General features: G+C 46.5%; 19 protein-coding genes. 6 read left to right on the forward strand and 13 right to left on the reverse strand.

The window, feature by feature from the left end; translation table 11 throughout:
- Positions 1-4 precede the first annotated feature (4 nt).
- The 6 genes from O6R05_RS07545 to O6R05_RS07570 all read right to left on the reverse strand — a co-directional run bounded on the left by O6R05_RS07545 (position 5) and on the right by O6R05_RS07570 (position 5,001).
- The gene (locus O6R05_RS07545) at positions 5-556 is read right to left on the reverse strand and encodes a V-type ATP synthase subunit E (RefSeq protein WP_271191378.1); all 552 of its coding nucleotides are present in this window, start codon (positions 554-556) and stop codon (positions 5-7) included.
- A gap of 10 nt (positions 557-566) precedes the next feature.
- The gene (locus O6R05_RS07550) at positions 567-1,034 is read right to left on the reverse strand and encodes a V-type ATP synthase subunit K (protein ID WP_271192310.1); all 468 of its coding nucleotides are present in this window, start codon (positions 1,032-1,034) and stop codon (positions 567-569) included.
- A 1-nt stretch (position 1,035) separates the two neighbouring features.
- Positions 1,036-2,988 (reverse strand): V-type ATP synthase subunit I, encoded by a 1,953-nt coding sequence (locus O6R05_RS07555; RefSeq protein ID WP_271191379.1) that lies wholly within the window; start codon positions 2,986-2,988, stop codon positions 1,036-1,038.
- On the reverse strand, positions 2,975-3,289 hold the full coding sequence (locus tag O6R05_RS07560) for a V-type ATPase subunit subunit G family protein (protein ID WP_271191380.1): 315 nt from the start codon (positions 3,287-3,289) through the stop codon (positions 2,975-2,977). The genes O6R05_RS07555 and O6R05_RS07560 overlap by 14 nt, the downstream gene beginning before the upstream one ends.
- 278 nt (positions 3,290-3,567) lie before the next feature.
- Positions 3,568-4,749, reverse strand: coding sequence for an LCP family protein (locus O6R05_RS07565; protein ID WP_271191381.1), 1,182 nt, complete (start codon positions 4,747-4,749; stop codon positions 3,568-3,570).
- A 9-nt stretch (positions 4,750-4,758) separates the two neighbouring features.
- The gene (locus tag O6R05_RS07570) at positions 4,759-5,001 is read right to left on the reverse strand and encodes a pro-sigmaK processing inhibitor BofA family protein (protein ID WP_271191382.1); all 243 of its coding nucleotides are present in this window, start codon (positions 4,999-5,001) and stop codon (positions 4,759-4,761) included.
- A gap of 56 nt (positions 5,002-5,057) precedes the next feature.
- On the opposite strand from O6R05_RS07570, the gene O6R05_RS07575 reads away from it, so the two are divergent.
- On the forward strand, positions 5,058-5,504 hold the full coding sequence (locus O6R05_RS07575; protein ID WP_271191383.1) for a YaiI/YqxD family protein: 447 nt from the start codon (positions 5,058-5,060) through the stop codon (positions 5,502-5,504).
- Here the strand turns inward: O6R05_RS07575 and O6R05_RS07580 are convergent.
- From O6R05_RS07580 to O6R05_RS07590, 3 genes are all read right to left on the reverse strand, one after another.
- Positions 5,472-6,104 (reverse strand): cytidylate kinase-like family protein, encoded by a 633-nt coding sequence (locus O6R05_RS07580; protein WP_271191384.1) that lies wholly within the window; start codon positions 6,102-6,104, stop codon positions 5,472-5,474. The two genes, O6R05_RS07575 and O6R05_RS07580, sit on opposite strands and share 33 nt — an antisense overlap.
- Positions 6,105-6,191: 87 nt before the next feature.
- Entirely contained in the window at positions 6,192-7,148 is a 957-nt protein-coding gene (locus O6R05_RS07585) for a magnesium transporter CorA family protein (protein ID WP_271191385.1), read from the reverse strand.
- On the reverse strand, positions 7,138-8,022 hold the full coding sequence (locus O6R05_RS07590; protein WP_271191386.1) for a DMT family transporter: 885 nt from the start codon (positions 8,020-8,022) through the stop codon (positions 7,138-7,140). Before O6R05_RS07590 ends, O6R05_RS07585 begins: the two co-directional genes overlap by 11 nt.
- 229 nt (positions 8,023-8,251) lie before the next feature.
- On the opposite strand from O6R05_RS07590, the gene O6R05_RS07595 reads away from it, so the two are divergent.
- The 5 genes from O6R05_RS07595 (at position 8,252) to O6R05_RS07615 (ending at position 12,551) form a co-directional block, all read left to right on the forward strand.
- On the forward strand, positions 8,252-9,235 hold the full coding sequence (locus O6R05_RS07595) for a 2-keto-3-deoxygluconate permease (RefSeq protein WP_271191387.1): 984 nt from the start codon (positions 8,252-8,254) through the stop codon (positions 9,233-9,235).
- Positions 9,236-9,257: 22 nt separating this feature from the next.
- Positions 9,258-9,551, forward strand: a complete 294-nt coding sequence (locus O6R05_RS07600) for a UxaA family hydrolase (RefSeq protein ID WP_271191388.1) — start codon at positions 9,258-9,260, stop codon at positions 9,549-9,551.
- Between the two features lie 4 nt (positions 9,552-9,555).
- A complete protein-coding gene (locus O6R05_RS07605) occupies positions 9,556-10,725 on the forward strand; it encodes a UxaA family hydrolase (protein ID WP_271191389.1) in 1,170 nt (389 codons plus the stop codon).
- Positions 10,726-10,758: 33 nt separating this feature from the next.
- Positions 10,759-11,667: a dihydrodipicolinate synthase family protein gene (locus O6R05_RS07610; protein WP_271191390.1), complete on the forward strand. Its 909-nt coding sequence runs from the start codon at positions 10,759-10,761 to the stop codon at positions 11,665-11,667.
- 104 nt (positions 11,668-11,771) lie between these two features.
- Complete coding sequence (locus tag O6R05_RS07615) at positions 11,772-12,551, forward strand: IclR family transcriptional regulator (RefSeq protein ID WP_271191391.1); 780 nt, start codon at positions 11,772-11,774, stop codon at positions 12,549-12,551.
- A 790-nt stretch (positions 12,552-13,341) separates the two neighbouring features.
- Here the strand turns inward: O6R05_RS07615 and O6R05_RS07620 are convergent.
- The 4 genes from O6R05_RS07620 to dnaB form a co-directional block, all read right to left on the reverse strand.
- Positions 13,342-15,345: a sodium-translocating pyrophosphatase gene (locus tag O6R05_RS07620; protein ID WP_271191392.1), complete on the reverse strand. Its 2,004-nt coding sequence runs from the start codon at positions 15,343-15,345 to the stop codon at positions 13,342-13,344.
- Between the two features lie 9 nt (positions 15,346-15,354).
- Entirely contained in the window at positions 15,355-15,573 is a 219-nt protein-coding gene (gene secG / locus O6R05_RS07625; protein WP_271192311.1) for a preprotein translocase subunit SecG, read from the reverse strand.
- 103 nt (positions 15,574-15,676) lie between these two features.
- The gene (locus O6R05_RS07630; protein ID WP_271191393.1) at positions 15,677-16,525 is read right to left on the reverse strand and encodes an undecaprenyl-diphosphate phosphatase; all 849 of its coding nucleotides are present in this window, start codon (positions 16,523-16,525) and stop codon (positions 15,677-15,679) included.
- 1 nt (position 16,526) lies between these two features.
- Positions 16,527-17,861 (reverse strand): replicative DNA helicase, encoded by a 1,335-nt coding sequence (gene dnaB / locus O6R05_RS07635; protein ID WP_271191394.1) that lies wholly within the window; start codon positions 17,859-17,861, stop codon positions 16,527-16,529.
- Positions 17,862-17,863: the final 2 nt, after the last annotated feature.

Raw genomic sequence — 17,863 nt, forward strand, 5'->3', positions numbered from 1 at the left:
CTATTCACTCACCGCCACGAAGTTTTTTATAGAGCTTGGGCTCAATGTCCGGACGCAAACTTTCCAGAAGTGTGCCAAAATCGTTATTGTACACCACAGCACCGTCGGCAATGCTAAACCCGGACTTTACCGTCTCCTCGGCAAGCTTCATCGTCATGTGGGCGCTGACAAAATCCCTTTTATCGGCTCTGACGTAGAGCAAAGGATCCTTAAGCTCGAGTTTGGCCACGGTACTTTCAATCACCTCAAGGTATGCCTCATCGGAGAGGGCATTCAGCTTCTCCAGCGCGAGACGAAAGACTTCATCGATAGTGGCCTCCCTAGCCTTTAACACACTGTCCCGACCTTTGAGCTGTGCACTGGAAATAGTCCGCTCATACAGACTTTGTCGTTCGCTTTCACCCCGTCGTTGCAGCAGCTCCTCTTCCCGTGCCACGTCAAGTTCGGCCCGTTGTACAATAGCTTCAGCTTCCTTCTTGGCAGCGTCAATTATACTCAACTCTTCCTGTTTCGCTTTGGCTTCAATTTCTGCTAGTAAAGTTTCTATATTTGACACTTGGACCTCCTTAGACACGGTTCATAAGAAGGAATGAGATAGCAAGAGCTAAAATGGCATACATTTCAACCATGACCGCAAGGACAATGGCCTTGGTCATATCTTCTTCTTTCTTGGCGAGGATGTTGATCCCGCTAACGACAACTTTACCTTGTGCAATGGCGGAAAAAAGACCTACCAGTCCGATAGGCACAGCTGCCATTAAGTAGCCGAAACCTTGCGCCAAAGTGATTTCAGGGCTGAGACGAAGCATCGTCAGCATCCCGATAATAAAGCCGTAAAGACCTTGCGTCCCCGGCAACAGTTGGAGCACGAGGGCTTTCCCGAATTTTTCAGGTTCTTCAATAATGACGCCGGATGCGGCTTCCCCTGCGATGCCGACCCCCTTGGCAGAGCCGATACCTGAGAGGGCTACCGCAAGTGCAACCCCAAGGCCGCCTAAAATCATACCTCCGTTTTCAATCCAAAATTGTGCCATGTTAAACTCGTTCATACGTATCCTCCTTATAGATAAAGTAATCTGATTGTTCCATCATTTCCTTAAATGCCGTGCCGCCACCTTCATAAAATTTATTGAACATTTCCACAAAGGTCAGTCGAGCTGTATGCACGTAGCTGGACAGAAATGATAAGAAAATATTGAAAAGCTGAAATGCAACGAAGATCAAAATACCGGCGATGATGCCGAGAATCCCGCTACTAAAAAGCATTCTTACAATAATATTGACGGCGATGGCGATAAATGACCCGGAAAGTGCCAGCGCCATAAGCCGGAAGTAACTGACAAAGTCACCAAGATAGGACGAGATTCCGTAGAGGGAATAGATCCCCCAGCCGATTTTGCCGGCAACGGATTTTTCTGTACGCCCGCCGGTAAGTAAAATGCCTACCATGCCGATGATCATCACGACTTTAGCCACTTGACCTACAATCGGTTCAAGACCAAGCGCCCCTGATCCTGCCGTAAGTATGGCCCCTATCAGTGCCATATACCACAGACCTACATCAAAAAGCGCATCCAGAGGTTTGCCGTCTCTAAAGGCCATGTACGCCTTAATGCTCATGGCAAAGAAGATGTGAATGACCCCAAAGAGCATACACATGGCAATCATCGTCATATAGTCCTCCGACGGACTGATATAAGCTTTCATCGGAATCAAATCGCCGAAGAATGATCCGAATATAAACCCCCAGAAAATGGAGGAAATTCCCATGTAGAGTACAAAGGTGATCAATTTTGCCTTTTTGATATCCGGTTTAAAGCCTTTCAAAAGGATAAGACACAAGAGCACCGTCAGGATGCCGTACCCCATGTCCCCGATCATAATACCGGAAAACACAAAGTAAAACGGTGCCAAAAACGGCGTCGGATCAATTTCACCATATTTTGGAATGGCGTACATCTCCGTAATGGACTCGAAAGGTCGAATGATTTTTGTGTTCTTCAATTTAATCGGTACATTGTCCTCAGCCTTGGCCTCCTCCCATTCAATGTAATGGGGTCCGAGATTTGCCAAAGCTTTGTCCAGCGCCGCTACGTTCGCAGTTTCGACGTACCCTTGCAACACACTCATCCGCTTGGTTTCCAAGCCCTTCTCAGCCGAAGCGAGACGAAGTCGTTCATTGCGAAGCGCCTCATAATAGTATTTCAGCCCGTCGAGATGGGGTGCCAGTTGTTGATACTCTCGATCCAAACCGCGTTTAGCGTCGTTGAGCTGTGCTATCTGTGCTTCATTGGATTCAAGTTTCGCCTTTACCGTCTCGCTTAATTCCAGACTTTGGAATTGAAAGCCGTTACTTCGTAAGGTGTCCGCAAAAGTCTCAGCTCTGTCTTTGTCCGTCATGGCCAGCATATACTCATAGCCGCCGTGTTCAGAAATAAACTCCGTCTCATAAGGATAATCCAGCTGTCGAAGGCTAGCTTTAAACCCGTCGATACCACGCGCCGAGACTGCGCCGAGATATACTGCCGTGCGCTTCAAGGCCTTCAGCTCCTCAGGCGCCACACTCAAGGTTTTATAAGGCAGCCATTCATTGTTCTCAGCTCGGAGTTTTTCGATGCGATTCTCATAAGACGCAGCCGCAGTATCCAGCCGCTTCAGCGCCGCATAAACAGGGTCGAAGTCCACCGTCTTGGCCTTAGCATTGAGCTCGCTTAAGCTCAAGACCTCCCTTCGTGTCTTTAAATCTTCCAATGTGCCGGGTTTGTCCTGATAACTTTCCAAACGATTGATAACCCAATGAACGCTTTGAATGCGTTCATCCAGCTTCTGCACTTCCGGCGGCATGGCTGCACCTTGTATGTAGTCCTGCGCGTCTGTGGTTGCCTCGTCTAAATGCACATCTTTAAATGATTGCAGGCGCCGTAAGACCGCCGGAAGATCCTCTTTAAACGTGTAAAGATTGAACTTGGTCATCTTAACGATTGCCATGTATTACCTCTTCTACTACAAATTCTGCCAAAGCATCCAGGTCATTCGTCCCTATAGTGCTTTCGGCTGCAACTTTCGACTGTGCTCTATCTAAAATCTGTGTTTCTTCCGTGTGCGCCCTTGTTGTCATATCTGCATTCATCTGCTCCAACCGGGCATGTAAACTGTTGAGACGTTCCTCTTTTAATTGACGGGCCGTTTCTTTTGCCGCTTCAATAATACGCGTCGCTTCATCTTTGGCACGCAGAAGTTCTGCATCCGCTTTTTTTTCTGTGGTAACAATTTGATCCAGTGCGCTCATACTCCACCTCCCTCAACGGTTATCGCTATCAGTATAGTTTTTTATATATACTCATCATAGCTGTACCTCTCTATTATACCGAAAACCTCCTTTGTGGTAAACGATTTAATACTAAAAGATCACAATATAAGGTTACCCTCTTTGATGACGGTAATCACATATTCTTATTACTATTTTACTACAACTTTCCTAAAATGAGAAATCACGGCAGCGGATTAAAGATGTCGCTTTCATCGTTTCTCGACATAAAAAAAGCAGGCTTTTGCCTGCTTACCTGCTTAATTGGATTGAATGATCACTTTACCGGTGCCTCGCTGTTTTGAACCCGACGCATTTTTCGTATCGTTAGTTGAATTGCCACTCACCGTAGATGCATGGTCTGCGTCGTTGGTGTGCGTCGCAGCGGTGCCATTGCCGTTGCCGATATCGTCAGCGGTAGAGTTTTCGGACGTCCCATCAGTGCCGACACCGTCTTGCGTACCATTATCGCTGTCGGTTGCCTGCGTATCATCACGCAGGATGACACTTTGGGCCACAGCAGGATCCACCACATAGACATCGACTTTATCCCGACCGATAAGCACACCTGATTGGCCGGTGCCCTCTAGCGTGGCCGTATCAATAGTCTCCCGTGTCAAACCCAGTCCAAACTTCGCCAGGGTGAGCATCTGTCCGTAAGTGAGATCCGTTTCCACATAGCGATCGACAATATCGATAAGTTCAGGGATTTTAAGCAAAATGGCAGGATTTTTCACCTTGTCAAAGAGGAGCATAAGAAAATCCTGTTGCGCGCCAATACGCATAATATCCTGCATCCCCGGATAGGCTTTGCGCGCCCTCAAGTAGTTCACGGCTTTTTCTCCGTCCAGATGATTGATCCCGCGTTTCATTTCAATTTTTAATGGCGGCACCACCCAGTCATCGGTATACGTATAATCGTCGTACTTCCATTCCACATCCACGCCGCCCACGGCATCCACAATGCTCGATACCGCCTTGTAATCCATAATGGCGTAGTTGTCAATTTTCACATTCAGCAAGTCTTCCAACGTCTGCGCCACCAAATTGACCCCGCCGCCGGGATAGACAATCTCACTAAAGGCCGCATTAATCTTATTTTTGCCATAGCCGTGAATGCGTATGTAGGAGTCCCGCGGCACGGAGAGCAACTGAGCTCTGTGAGTCTTGGGATCTAAAGAAAAGAGCATGATCGTGTCCGAACGCATACCGTTCTCTTCTTCGGTTTTATCCAGGGTAGCCGTCTTATCCACTCCCAGAACCAACACACGGAGGATCTGATCCCCCTGAAAGACATCGGTCCCTCCTGCTAAAGGATCTTTCTCTTCCAAACGTTCCACGCCCTTATTGTCAAACTTCGGGCAGACACTGTAGAGAAATGACACGAAGCCTCCCACCGCCACAATAAGCACTATACTGATTACTATAAAAAACTTCTTCACAACACACCTCTACAGAAACAATTTGATTAATGTGAGTACAACCACATACGGGATACCGAAAATGCCGGTTAACAGCGCAGTTAAAGGGCCGATGGCAATCCCGAGACCCATGGGCTCCAATACCAAATTCACTACAAAGAGCAGCACCGCGCCGCCAATAATATTCATCAGGACTTTAAACATAAGTACCATGGAGCCTAAGACCAAACTCGCCACAACAGCGATCGCCGCTCCGATAAAAAACAGTTCCATTCTTTTCCTTTCTAAAGCTTTATTATATCATGAGTTTAGAGACATGAGGAGGTTTTATGGATATCTATCTGGACAGTGACGCCGCGCCGGTAAAAGAGACCGTCACCCGCTTGGCACAAGCCCATGGCATCAAACTTTACATGGTGGCCAGTTACCTCACTGAACTTCACAGCGACTATGCCACCATCATTCACGTAGATCCGTCAAAAGAGGCGGCGGATCTTGAAATTGCCAACCGCATCCGTCCCGGTGACGTGGCTTTGACGGCAGACTTGGGCCTCTCGGCACTACTCCTCGCACGAGGTGCGTACGTTTTAAATTTCAGAGGCGATGCCATCACAGATGCCAACATTATGAGCGGCCTTGCCGTGCGTCACGCTAATAAAAAGCGCCGCCGCCAAGGTATCTATGCTCATAACCCGGCGCGCAGCGCAGATGATGCGTACAAATTTGAACAAGCTCTGGACGAGCTACTGTCGATGCTTCAAGGCAGAACACTTTAAAATGACATTTGCCACATCGTCACTGTCAAAGTATGCCGTATTGATAATAAGATCATAATCCGTCGGACCGCCCCACTGACCGCCGGTGTACTTTTGATAATGATTTTTTCTTCGCGTATCGATCTTGAGCAGTTCCCCTCGGGCCTTCTGTTGCGAGATGTGATCCCGAGCCATAAGCCGCTCAATGCGCAACGTCTCATCACAGCTTAAAAACACATTAAAAGTGTCGTAGCCCTTCAGCACATAATTGGCACACTTGCCGAGAATAACTGCCGCGCCATCTTTGGCCAGATCTCGGAGAATTTTGGCGTTGGCAAGAAACCGGGCATCCGTCGCCACAAAATCCTCCTGAGAATAGGAGTAGTTTTCACGATAGAGATCATAGATGGTACCTTGTAAAAAGGTGTCATCTTTTTTTATACAATTCGGATCCACGCTGCTCTCTAATAGCTTCAGATCGATAATCTGCTCATCATAGACGGGGATATCGAGTTTGTCGGCAATACGTTTTGCGACTTTCATCGCATCCGTGCCATGTTCCCGATCGATGGTGAAGATCACAGGACGGTGAGCGCCTAACCATTTATTTAAATTTAACATAACATCACTTCCCGTCCTTATTATCCCAGAAAATCCCTGTGACGTTGTTAAAAACTCTTTAAACTTTCCTAAGATTCCTCTAAGAGGCTATAAATATCCCTTCCTGTTAAAATATTTGATCAGTCCATAGGACACTGCCGCACACAAGAGAATCAAGATCCAAAAGGCATAGGGCGTGTGATCGATAGGCAAATCCACATTCATCCCCCACAGACCGCCGATAATGGTCGGTACGGTAAGGACGATGGTAATAGACGTCAACACTTTCATCGCCACATTGAGATTAAATGCAATAAGGTTGGAATACAGATCCGACAAGCTTTCCATAATGGTGGACGCTTCTTCAATCATGCACCGAGCCTGATAGTTTTCAATTTGTAAATCCCTCAGCAAATCCAGCGCTCTTGTCGATGTGGTAAAGCTCTCAGATTGAAACAATGCCTCAATCACCGGATCATTTTCCTGAGTCGCCATGTCAAAACGAATCAGTGACTTCTGAATATCAATCATTTGCATGAAAATCTTAGGCTTATCGGCGATGCGAACCTCTTTCTCAATCCCATCAATCATACGATTCAGTTCCCTGACATCCTCTACAAAGTGCGAACAAATGGCCCAAGCCACATTGGCCACAAAGTTTTGAAGCTCTTCATCACCACCAATGCCGCGATACGTCGCCTCCACACGATCCATAAAGGCAGGCGCATCGGACGAGACGGTAATAACTTCTCCAGGCAGTACAATCACCGACAGCGGACGCGTGGCAAACTTGCCCCGATCATGTTTTATCGGATAGCTGAACAAAAAGAGGGCCGGACTGTCATCAATCTGTTCCGTGCGGGGCACTTCACTGACATCGAGCGCCGCCGTGATATAGTCCTCAGGAACGTTATACAGCTCAAGAAGTGCCTGCAACTCCCCGTCATCGGGGCGAGTGACCTGAGTCCAATAAAACGACGCCGCATCATCCGGTCTGATATGCGTCTGGCTGTCTTGAGTCAACACTTGAAATTTGCCGTCATAGAGCGCATATCTACGAATCATAACTGCCTCCCAGTTGCGTGAAGAGTGTCGCGGTAAAAACAATGGCACACCCGATTATCTCCCGAACGCTGAGCACCTGGTGCAGAATGAGAAAGCCGCCGATCGCCGCAAAGATCGACTCCAGTGAAGAAAGCAGCGCCGCCACCGTAGGATTCAAGTCACGAATGCCGACAATCTGTAACGTATAGGCCACCGCCGATGACAACACCCCCACATACAGCAGCGACGGCAGTGCACCGCTCAGGCCTGAGATGTCGAAAGGCTCGAAAAAGAACGCCACCACGGCGCTTAACGCTGCCCCTACAATAAACTGATCGCCGTTTAACTTCACAGGATCCACCAAGGGGGTGAAGTGGGACAATACAAGAATATGCACGGAAAACAAAATCGCAGAGAGAAAGATCAGAATATCTCCTCGACTCAATGTGAAACCATCGGTGATGCACAAAAAATAAAATCCGACTAAAGCAAGCCCGATACAGAAGAAAATCCGCGGGCTGATCCGCTCACCTCTAAAAAATAGAATGATGGGAATGATGACAATGTACAGCGTGGTAATAAACCCGGCCTTGGCCGTCGTCGTCTCAGCTATCCCAAGCTGCTGCAGATTAATGGAGACAAAGAGCAATAAGCCGCACCACAGTCCGGCTCGTCGCTGCATGGCATGATCCGCATAGACCTTGCCTGTAGTCAGCACGTGTTTTAAAGGCGTTTTGTACAGGAGCAAAATCAAACCGCCGCCGATAAACCCACGAATAGCTGTAAAAGTAAAGCTGCCGATATGTTCAATCCCTTCTGCCTGAGCAACAAAAGCAAAACCCCATATCACTGCCGCGAGCAAAATATAAACCACGGATTTGTAATTTGTTTTCATCACCATCACCTCCAGCACGACTGATAGTCTACGTTCATTGTATCAGAGGAGCCGAATCGAGGGAACGCCTTCTACAAAATATTTATACCTCTGCCTATAGCTACCTACGGACATACGATAGTCACTGTGAAATGATTGAAATTCACCTTGACAAATGAATAGCGTATAAATATAGTGAAGTTAGAACGCTTATAGATACAAGTGCGCATATACGAATAGGAGGTCTTTTATGATAATGCGTTTTCTAAAAAGAATACCCGCCGGCATGATGATTGTGCCCATGTTTTTGTCTTCAATCGTCAACACATTCTTCCCGGAGATGCTGCAAATCGGATCCTTCACAACAGCAGTATTTACCAGCCAAGGTTCAGCCGCCATACTCGGTGTCCAATTAATTTGTATGGGTGCTCAACTACGTATTAAAGAGTTGTTGCAAGTTGTGAAGCGCGGCGGTGTGTTACTGCTATCCAAATGGTTGATTGGCGCTTTAATTGGAATCGTCATCGGCAAAGTTTTCGGCATGGCCGGATTTTTAGGCTTGACGACACTTGCTGTAGTCAGTGCGATCACCAATTCAAACGGTTCAATGTACTTAGCGCTTAATGTCGAGTACGGCGATGAAGTGGATCAAACCGCGATGAGTCTACTTGCCATTAACGACGGTCCGTTCCTCACACTACTGACCCTTGGTGCCAGCGGACTGGCAAACGTTCCTATTGTATCCTTGATTGCTGTTATCGTACCTATCCTGTTTGGGATGCTTCTTGGCAATCTCGATGAAAAATTAAGCGAGTTTTTAGAGCCCGGTGTAGGGCTGCTGTTACCTTTTGTCGGCATCACACTCGGCGCTGGTATAAATATTACCAATATATTGGCAGGCGGAGGCCCCGGCATTCTTTTAGGTCTGATGACGGTGTGCATCAGCGGACCGTTTGTCGTGCTGTGTGACCGTCTTTTGAATCGTCGCCCGGGTTATGCCGGTTGGGCCGTTTCATCTACAGCCGGTAATGCCATCGCCGTACCGGCCGTCATCGCCACCGTCGATCCGGCATGGGCACAGTACGTCGAGGCGGCAACCACACAAGTGGCTGCATCCACAGTTGTCACTGCAATTCTTATCCCCATCATTACAGCATGGTGGGCAAAAAAATATGGTTGCCCGAAATTTCCATTAGTTGGCCAAGATTTTTCAAAGGCCTATTGGAAGAAATAGTAGTTATACAAAGGAGATACTTATGAATAATGCCATACTTGTCAGCGCTGACGACAATGTTGTCGTCGCCATCGAAAAAATCAACAAAGGTGATACGGTCAACTATCTGAACAAAGATAACCGACCTGTAGCATGCAAAGCATTAAATGATATCCCCATTTATCATAAATGTGCTTTGAAGAACATTTCAAAAAATGAACCGGTCATCAAATACGGTGAACATATCGGCATTGCCCTTTGCGATATCCAACAAGGTGAACATGTCCATGACTTTAACTGCGAAGGTCGCCGCGAAAACTTAAAGGAAAAGGAGTAAGTATATGTCAAATTTCTTAGGTTACAAACGAAGTGACGGCCGTATCGGCATCAGAAATCACGTATTAATTTTACCGTGTAGCGTATGTGCATCAGATACGACGCGCATCATCGCAAGCCAAGTGAACGGCACGGTGACATTTAACATGCAGTTGGGCTGTTCGCAGCTTGGCGACGATTTTGAATATACACTGGATACCATTTCAGGTTTTGCCGCCAACCCGAATATTTACGGAACGGTTTTAGTCTCTTTGGGCTGTGAAAATGCTCAGTTAAACTTAGTGAAAGCACGCATTGAAGCACGTACTAATAAACCTCTTAAGACTGTGGTGATTCAGGAAGCTGGCGGCACGTTAAAAGCCATTGAAATTGCGACACGTTATGCGCGGGAATTGGTGGACGACGCCAGTGTCTTGCAACGTGAATCCTTCCCGATGTCTGAAATCATTATGGGTACAGAGTGCGGAGGTTCCGATCCGACGTCCGGTTTAGCCGCCAATGTTGTGATTGGCAAACTAAGTGATAAAATGGTAGAAGAACACGGCACAACGGTCCTCAGCGAAACGACGGAATTCATCGGTGCTGAGCACATTTTGGCACGCCGCGCGGCAAACCAAGAGGTTCATGACAGGATTTATGATATTGTGCAACGCTATGAAGCGCATATTAAATTAAACACTGGCGAGGAAGTCCGCGAAGGCAATCCGTCCCCCGGAAATAAAGCAGGCGGACTCACGACGCTGGAGGAAAAATCGCTGGGCTGCATTCACAAAGGCGGCTCTACTTCAGTAAATGCGGTCTATGATTACGCCAAACAACTCAAGCCTCATGAAGGCTTGGTGATTATGGATACTCCTGGGAATGATCCGTCATCTGTTGCCGGCATGATTGCCGGAGGCTGTCAAGTGATTGTCTTTTCAACAGGACGAGGTACCCCGACAGGTAACCCGATAGCGCCCGTTATAAAAATAACCGGCAATAAAGAAACCGCCGTCACCATGAAAGATAATTTAGACTGGGATGCGTCGCCTATGATTTATGGTCAAACCACTTTAGAGGAATTATCCGACTTGTGTTTCAAAGATATGATTGCCATTTGCAATGGCAAAGTCACCAAAGCAGAAGCATTGGGCTTTACGGAAATAGCGATTCAACGAGGCGCCAATTTTGTATAATTAACTGTACTCAAGATAGAGAAAGGAAAAAAAATGTGTGAAATTATTACGCCCTCCCTCACCTTATTCGATGATACGAATACCATTGATCGCGCAGGCAATGAGACACTTATCAATTTTCTCATCGACAGCGGTGTGAACGGCATATTGGTTTTAGGTAGTTCCGGAGAATTTACCACGCTGAACCTGGAAGAAAAATTATCAATATTTGACTTATACACAACGGTCAATAACCATCGGGTGGATTTATTTGCCGGTACGAACTGTGCGAAAATTGAAGAAACCATTCACTTGTCCAATACCGTGCTTGCACAGGGTTTCAAAGGTGTCATGATTATCTGTCCCTATTATTACGGCATAAGTCAACGCGAAGTATATAACTACTATGCCTATCTGGCTCAGCACATTTCAGGTGATCTATATATTTATAATTATCCGGATCGAAGCGGCTTCAATATCTCCCCTCAGACTGTCTATGAACTGGCCATCTCCCACCCCAATATAAAGGGTCTCAAAGATTCTGTATCGGATCCGCTTCACACCAATGGGATTGCGCGAGCTGTGGCATCTTTAGACTTCAAACTGTATTCTGGTTTTGACGATCAGTTCTTATATAACATCGCTACCGGAGGTTCCGGTTGCATCGGCGCACTGTCTAATATTGTCCCGGATATTTGGGCCGACCTCATCCATGCCATGGAAAATTCGCAGATGAAAAAGGTATTGTTTTTATCTCACCTTATTCATCAACTCATGCCACTCTACACCTTATCCCCAAATTTTATTCCGTTGTTTAAAAAACTTCTCACCACACGAGGCCTCGCTATCAGTGACGCATCGATATTCCCCAATAACGCCCTTGAGCCCTCAACATTTGAAACTGCAAAACGCATTCTTGATACAGTGCTCCATACGTATCACGCGTATAACAACACGTTATAATCTTCCTAAGAAAGTTGGCAAGACCAACTTTCTTTTTTATTGGCTAAATAAAACATCTTCCAGCCATATGTAGTATGATATACTTCATAATACATGGAGGACCTATGCAATCAGATTTACACAATCCTACGCTGCGCGTGATCAATACACTGAACCTGGTCGATAGTTATCGAACAGGTATCTCGATGAGCGAAATCTCTTCACAACTTCAAATTCCAAAAAGCACGCTGAGCCCTATTTTGAGAACATTAGTGAGCTGTAATTTTTTAAATCTCAACGACAATGGTGAGTACACATGCTCTTTCAACCTATTTCAATTAGGTTTGGACTACTCAGGCCATTTAGATGTGCTATCCGTTATCAAAAAACAGATGGAAGTCGCCGTCGAAAAAATTGGTGAAATTGTTCAATTTGGCATTTTAGATCAGGATCAAGTCCTTTACCTGGAAAAAGTCAACACCAAAGAAAACATTGAAATCGTAAGCTCTGTCGGTATGAAACTGCCTGCGAGCGCAACAGCTATCGGCAAAGCGCTCTTATCCGGATTAAGCGACGCCAAGCTGGAAGCCATGTATTCCAACTACGTGTTCAAAAAATTTACAGAGAATACCATTACATCTTTCGATCGATTGCTGGAAGAGATTCACGCGGTCAGAAAGAATGGTTATGCCGTGGAAAATCAGGAAATATCCATGCATACCTCATGCATAGCTGTACCGATTAAAGTCGATGGCTGTATAAAGGGTGCTATTTCCGCCACTTATCCCTTATTTCGCTACAGACAGGGAAAAGTTGAGCATATTATCACTATTTTATTAGATCAAAAGAATATTATTGAAAAGATCATTACTGTGCAGGGCATGGACTTAAACTTTACTAAGTGAGCGCCCGCTTCCTTTGACCAAATACGAACAGCGTCTGACCGGTCCCCATAGAAACGATGGTGCCAACGTGTCCTTGAGTCAGTCGCGAAAACACCATTGTCTTTCTTTTTAACTGTTGTATCTTGAATCCTACTATCGTCACAGACTCTTTGCCCCAAAGTTCCCGACAGGATGTAGGATTTGCCATTGATGATGAATTCAAACATAAAAAAAGCATCTATCCCTTGATAGATGCTTTTTCTTATCATGTGCCAGACAAATGTCTTCTCTTATCGTCGTGTCCCTCTCGGACAAATAACAATGGATATACTTTTTCTGAAGCTAAAAAACAGCCGCCTCTTTTTACACCTCATGGCATAGTTCCCCTCATCAATAATATCTTTCTACATATCGAAATCGTGAAGAACTTTTTATCATAGATACTGTTCATTAACAACATTCCCATCAAGAAGATCCGTCCTCTTCGCTACAAAGCTTATAAAAATAGGTTGTCTTCGCTAAATCATTAGTGAGTTTCCTTCAAAATGCCGTGAATCATCCCTACATAGGTAATCCACTTACCAAGTTCAAACTGATCAACGCTTTATGACCTCGTTATGCTTAATTCAGAAAGCAGCCACCGAAAAACGGATGGCTCTTCACTCAAGCTTAAGCAACCCACGTCATACCTATCACTGCTTTGCAAACTATCCGACGCAAACATAAATTGAATATCTCGCCTTTAATGTACAAAAAAACGACTTAGATTAAACCAAGTCGTTTTTTTCTATTGAATCACTATCTACTTAAATTAGAAGAATTTACCGCCAAATTGTACGAAGAGCGGTGCAAATACCAGAGATACTACAGTGATCAGCTTAACGAGGATGTTGAGCGACGGACCTGAAGTATCTTTAAACGGATCGCCTACGGTATCGCCGGTAACGGCAGCCTTGTGAGCTTCAGAGCCTTTTCCGCCATGTACACCGCCTTCGATATACTTCTTCGCATTATCCCATGCACCGCCGGCATTGGACATGAAGATCGCCATCAAGACACCGGTAATGAGCGCACCTGCTTGCAGACCGCCAAGGGCTTCAGGCCCAAGCACCACGCCAATAATAATTGGCACAACAACAGCAATTAAGCCTGGTACGATCATCTCATGAAGTGCTGCTCCGGTTGAAATGTCAACACACTTTGCATATTCCGGAGTGGCTTTACCGTCCATAATGCCTGGGATTTCTCTAAACTGACGACGCACCTCATCAATCATCTTGGAGGCCGCATTACCTACAGCTGACATGGTCAGTGCTGAAAAAGCAAATGGCAACATCCCGCCGATAAAGGTACCGGCAATAACTTCAGGTTTAGACACGTCAATACCTTCAAGACCGGTAGCGTTAATGTAGGACACAAAAAGTGCCAGTGCAGTCAGTGCCGCAGAACCGATGGCAAAACCTTTCCCGATAGCTGCTGTGGTATTTCCTACCGCATCCAGAGAGTCGGTGATTTGACGTACATTTTCAGGGAGTTCACACATTTCAGCAATCCCCCCGGCGTTATCGGCAATCGGACCGTAAGCATCGACCGCGATGGTCATTGCTGTGGTGGAGAGCATCCCCACTGCAGACAGGGAGATACCGAAAAGACCGAGGAGGGCATCGTCGCTGCCGCCGGCACCGACGAAAGCTACCATGATACCAATGGCAATGACAATAATAGGGCCTACGGTGGACATCATACCTACCGACAGACCGGAGATAATATTGGTGGATGCACCGGTTTGCGATTCATCCGCAATACGTTGTACCGGTTTGTATTCAGCTGCTGTGTAATATTCAGTAATTTTAGAAATAGTAAGACCGACAACAATACCTGCAATGACAGGAATAAACGGTTTAAAGTTGCCGAAGAGTTGGTTGGAGAGAACAGCCGAAGCGATAATTGTCGCACCTGCTGCAATGTACTCGCCCATGTTCAGGGATTTTTGAGGATCTTTGTCACCTTTGACAAAGAATACGGCAATGATACTTGCCACAATGCCGATAGCTGCAATGGCAAGACCGTATTGAATGCCTTTGTCACCGTAAGCCACGACACCGAGGGTGATAGCGGATAACAGTGCTCCGACGTAAGATTCGAAAAGGTCGGCGCCCATACCTGCAACATCGCCCACGTTATCCCCAACGTTATCTGCAATAACTGCAGGGTTACGAGGGTCGTCTTCCGGGATACCTGCTTCAACCTTACCTACAAGGTCAGCCCCCACGTCAGCTGCTTTGGTATAAATACCGCCGCCTACACGGGCAAAAAGTGCAATCGATGATGCACCGAGGGAGAATCCGGTAACGATGGTAGGGTCTTTTGTGATGGTATAAGCTACAGTAATTCCAATGATTCCAAGTCCAACAACACACATACCCATAACTGCACCGCCGGAAAAAGCCACGTCCAGCGCACGTCCGAGGCCATGTACATTGGCAGCGTTAGCAGTACGAACGTTGGCACGCGTTGCGACCTTCATACCTACATAACCTGCAAGTACGGAGCAGATAGCTCCGGCAATAAAACAAATAGCTGTGGCGACACTTTGCAGTCCCGCAGCAAGTACAACGGCAAGTACAACAACAAAAATAACAAGTGCTTTGTATTCTCTTTGTAAGAATGCCATGGCCCCTTCTGTGATGTACGAAGAGATCTCAATCATTCTTTCATTGCCAGGCTCTTGCTTAGATACAAAACCTGCTTTATAAGCACCGAAAAGCAGGGCGAGTGCCCCGGCAACAATAGCTAAAATGTAAATGGTTTCCACGATTTCCTCCTAAATGGCTGCAATGGCGATTACAGACACTAAAAATACCGCAGATGCGATCATAATAATGCGGTTCTCAATGTCTTTTTTACTTGTACCTCTATGTTCACCCCACATAGAATCCTGTTGGCCTTGAAGCGTTCCAAGACCGGCTTGACTGCTTTCAGTAACAACTACCGTACCGATAACCACAAGGGCGGACACGGCAATGATAATCGAAAGGAACATTTCCACGATGTACTACCTCCTTTTACTTTTATCCATAATGACTTGATTCTATCATAGCCTTGCGTCAAATTCAACTTCCATCAGGCATTTATAGCCCGTTTCACTAAAATGCAAGCAATACTAACACTGCCACACCAAGCACAATGCGATAGATCCCGAAAATTTGAAAATCGTGTTTTTGAATATAACTCAAAAACTTTACAATGACAGCGTAGGCCACAGCAAAAGACACCACAAATCCCAGGGCAATCAGCCCCCATTCACTTAAGGTAAAACCGGCTCCTAGCTTTAAAATCTTCAGCATCGTCGCGCCGATCATTGTGGGGATGGCAAGAAAGAAGGAAAACTCCGCTGCACTTTTGCGATTGCATCCGATAAGCATACCGCCGATGATGGTCGCAGCAGAGCGTGATGTGCCGGGAATCATGGCAAGGCATTGAAAGAAACCGATTTTAAAAGCATCTTTCACACTCAGATGTTCCAAGCTGTCTATTTTATAAGACGTACGTTTTTGACGTTCCATCACAATGATGACAACACCGTAAAAAATAAGCGTGACCGCCACCACCGTGGGATTGAATAAGTACTTGTCGATGAGATCATCAAAGAGAAATCCCAATACCGCGGCAGGGAGAAATCCAATGATGATTTTAGCAATCAGCCGCATTGTCGCCGGATCGCGATGGATGAGCCGGTCTTTAAAACTCACCTCGCCGTCCGTATCAATCCCCACCAACTTGGCTTTGGCAAAAGGGTTAAGGCGATTGAAATACAACACCACGACAGAGAGAATGGCACCGAGCTGAATGATGACTGAGAAGGCATTCTCAAAACTCTGTGAATGCAGAGCGAGGACTTCACTGGCAAGAATTAAATGCCCGGTGGACGAGATCGGCAAAAATTCAGTCACGCCTTCCAAAATCCCCAACAGTATAACTTTAATAAACTCCATATTATGCTCCATATTCCTTGTTCAGGAACTTTGTAAATTCTTTTCTAAAGACCAGCTCGACAGTATCCGTCGGACCGTTGCGATGCTTGGCAATGATGACTTCCCCGATATTCGGTTTTTCCGATTCTTCTTTTAAGTAGTACTCGTCCCGGTAGAGGAACATGACCACATCCGCATCCTGCTCAATCGCTCCGGACTCCCGAAGGTCCGAGAGAATCGGCCGGTGATCGGAACGCTGTTCCGGAAGACGGGAGAGCTGAGAGAGGGCCAAAACCGGCACCTCAAGCTCTTTGGCAATGCCCTTAAGGCTTCTTGAAATAGCGGAAATCTCCTGTTGCCTGGACTCTACCCTGTCGCTCATCTGCATCAGCTGCAAGTAGTCGATCACGACGAGATCGAGACCGCGCTCCATCTTTTGCCGACGGCACTTGGCTTTGAGCTCCAGAGGTGAAATACCTGCCGTATCATCAATATCAATGTCCAACTGAGAAATGATCGGCATGGCATTGATGATCTTCTCCCAGTCGTCTTCATTTAAATTCCCGCTGATAACTTTTTGCAAATCCACCAGCGCAATGGAGGCAATAATCCGCTGCACCAACTGAGATTTGCTCATTTCCAGAGAAAACATGGCCACTTTGGCTTTGGCACGCAACGCGGCATTGGTGGCAATATTGACCATCAGGGCGGTCTTGCCCATGGAAGGCCGAGCCGCCAAAAGAACCAAATCACTCTTTTGAAGTCCGGAAAGCTTCCTGTCCAAATCTTCAAACCCGGTAGTCACCCCTGTGAGTGCCCCGGGATTCTGCGCCCGCTTTTCCATCTCGGCAAAAGACTCCATCAACACATCTTTAATAGGACGAAGTCCTTCTTGATGAGAGGCTTGAGTGATATTAAAAATACTCTGCTCCGCCTTCTCCAAAATCAGATTCAAATCCGCATCCTGGGCATAAGCCCCGGCGCGAGTCGCTTCCGCCGCAGTGATAAGTTGCCGTAAGACAGATTTTTCTTTTATGATGTGGGCATAGTGACGCGTGTTGGACGGTGCGACGCCCTGTGTGGAGAGGGTCGCAATGTAGGCCAGTCCGCCGACGTTTTGAAGTGAATCCCGTTTTTTTAAAGCTTCACTCACCGTCGTCACATCCGCCGGTACATTGTTGTTATAAACTGCAATAATCGCGCGATAAATTTCCTCATGAATTTCCGAATAGAAATCTTCAGGCTTTAGTACTTCCACCGCTGCAGTAATGGCATCTTTCGACACCAGCATCGCCCCGAGAACGGCCTGTTCGGTGGCTTCCACATGTGGCGGAATATAGGCGTTGAGCTCGTCCATGA

The sequence above is a fragment of the Peptoniphilus equinus genome, assembly GCF_027921445.1.
GTDB lineage: Bacteria > Bacillota > Clostridia > Tissierellales > Peptoniphilaceae > Peptoniphilus > Peptoniphilus equinus.

Excerpts from the sequence above, each read along its gene's own strand:
- O6R05_RS07550 (WP_271192310.1), bottom strand. The coding sequence starts at position 1,034 with ATGGCACAATTTTGGATTGAAAACGGAGGTATGATTTTAGGCGGCCTT.
- O6R05_RS07555 (WP_271191379.1), bottom strand. The coding sequence starts at position 2,988 with ATGGCAATCGTTAAGATGACCAAGTTCAATCTTTACACGTTTAAAGAG.
- O6R05_RS07560 (WP_271191380.1), bottom strand. The coding sequence starts at position 3,289 with ATGAGCGCACTGGATCAAATTGTTACCACAGAAAAAAAAGCGGATGCA.
- O6R05_RS07570 (WP_271191382.1), bottom strand. The coding sequence starts at position 5,001 with ATGGAACTGTTTTTTATCGGAGCGGCGATCGCTGTTGTGGCGAGTTTG.
- O6R05_RS07575 (WP_271191383.1), top strand. The coding sequence starts at position 5,058 with ATGGATATCTATCTGGACAGTGACGCCGCGCCGGTAAAAGAGACCGTC.
- O6R05_RS07580 (WP_271191384.1), bottom strand. The coding sequence starts at position 6,104 with ATGTTAAATTTAAATAAATGGTTAGGCGCTCACCGTCCTGTGATCTTC.
- O6R05_RS07585 (WP_271191385.1), bottom strand. The coding sequence starts at position 7,148 with ATGATTCGTAGATATGCGCTCTATGACGGCAAATTTCAAGTGTTGACT.
- O6R05_RS07590 (WP_271191386.1), bottom strand. The coding sequence starts at position 8,022 with ATGAAAACAAATTACAAATCCGTGGTTTATATTTTGCTCGCGGCAGTG.
- O6R05_RS07595 (WP_271191387.1), top strand. The coding sequence starts at position 8,252 with ATGATAATGCGTTTTCTAAAAAGAATACCCGCCGGCATGATGATTGTG.
- O6R05_RS07600 (WP_271191388.1), top strand. The coding sequence starts at position 9,258 with ATGAATAATGCCATACTTGTCAGCGCTGACGACAATGTTGTCGTCGCC.
- O6R05_RS07605 (WP_271191389.1), top strand. The coding sequence starts at position 9,556 with ATGTCAAATTTCTTAGGTTACAAACGAAGTGACGGCCGTATCGGCATC.
- O6R05_RS07610 (WP_271191390.1), top strand. The coding sequence starts at position 10,759 with ATGTGTGAAATTATTACGCCCTCCCTCACCTTATTCGATGATACGAAT.
- O6R05_RS07615 (WP_271191391.1), top strand. The coding sequence starts at position 11,772 with ATGCAATCAGATTTACACAATCCTACGCTGCGCGTGATCAATACACTG.
- secG (WP_271192311.1), bottom strand. The coding sequence starts at position 15,573 with ATGTTCCTTTCGATTATCATTGCCGTGTCCGCCCTTGTGGTTATCGGT.
- O6R05_RS07630 (WP_271191393.1), bottom strand. The coding sequence starts at position 16,525 with ATGGAGTTTATTAAAGTTATACTGTTGGGGATTTTGGAAGGCGTGACT.
- dnaB (WP_271191394.1), bottom strand. The coding sequence starts at position 17,861 with ATGGACGAGCTCAACGCCTATATTCCGCCACATGTGGAAGCCACCGAA.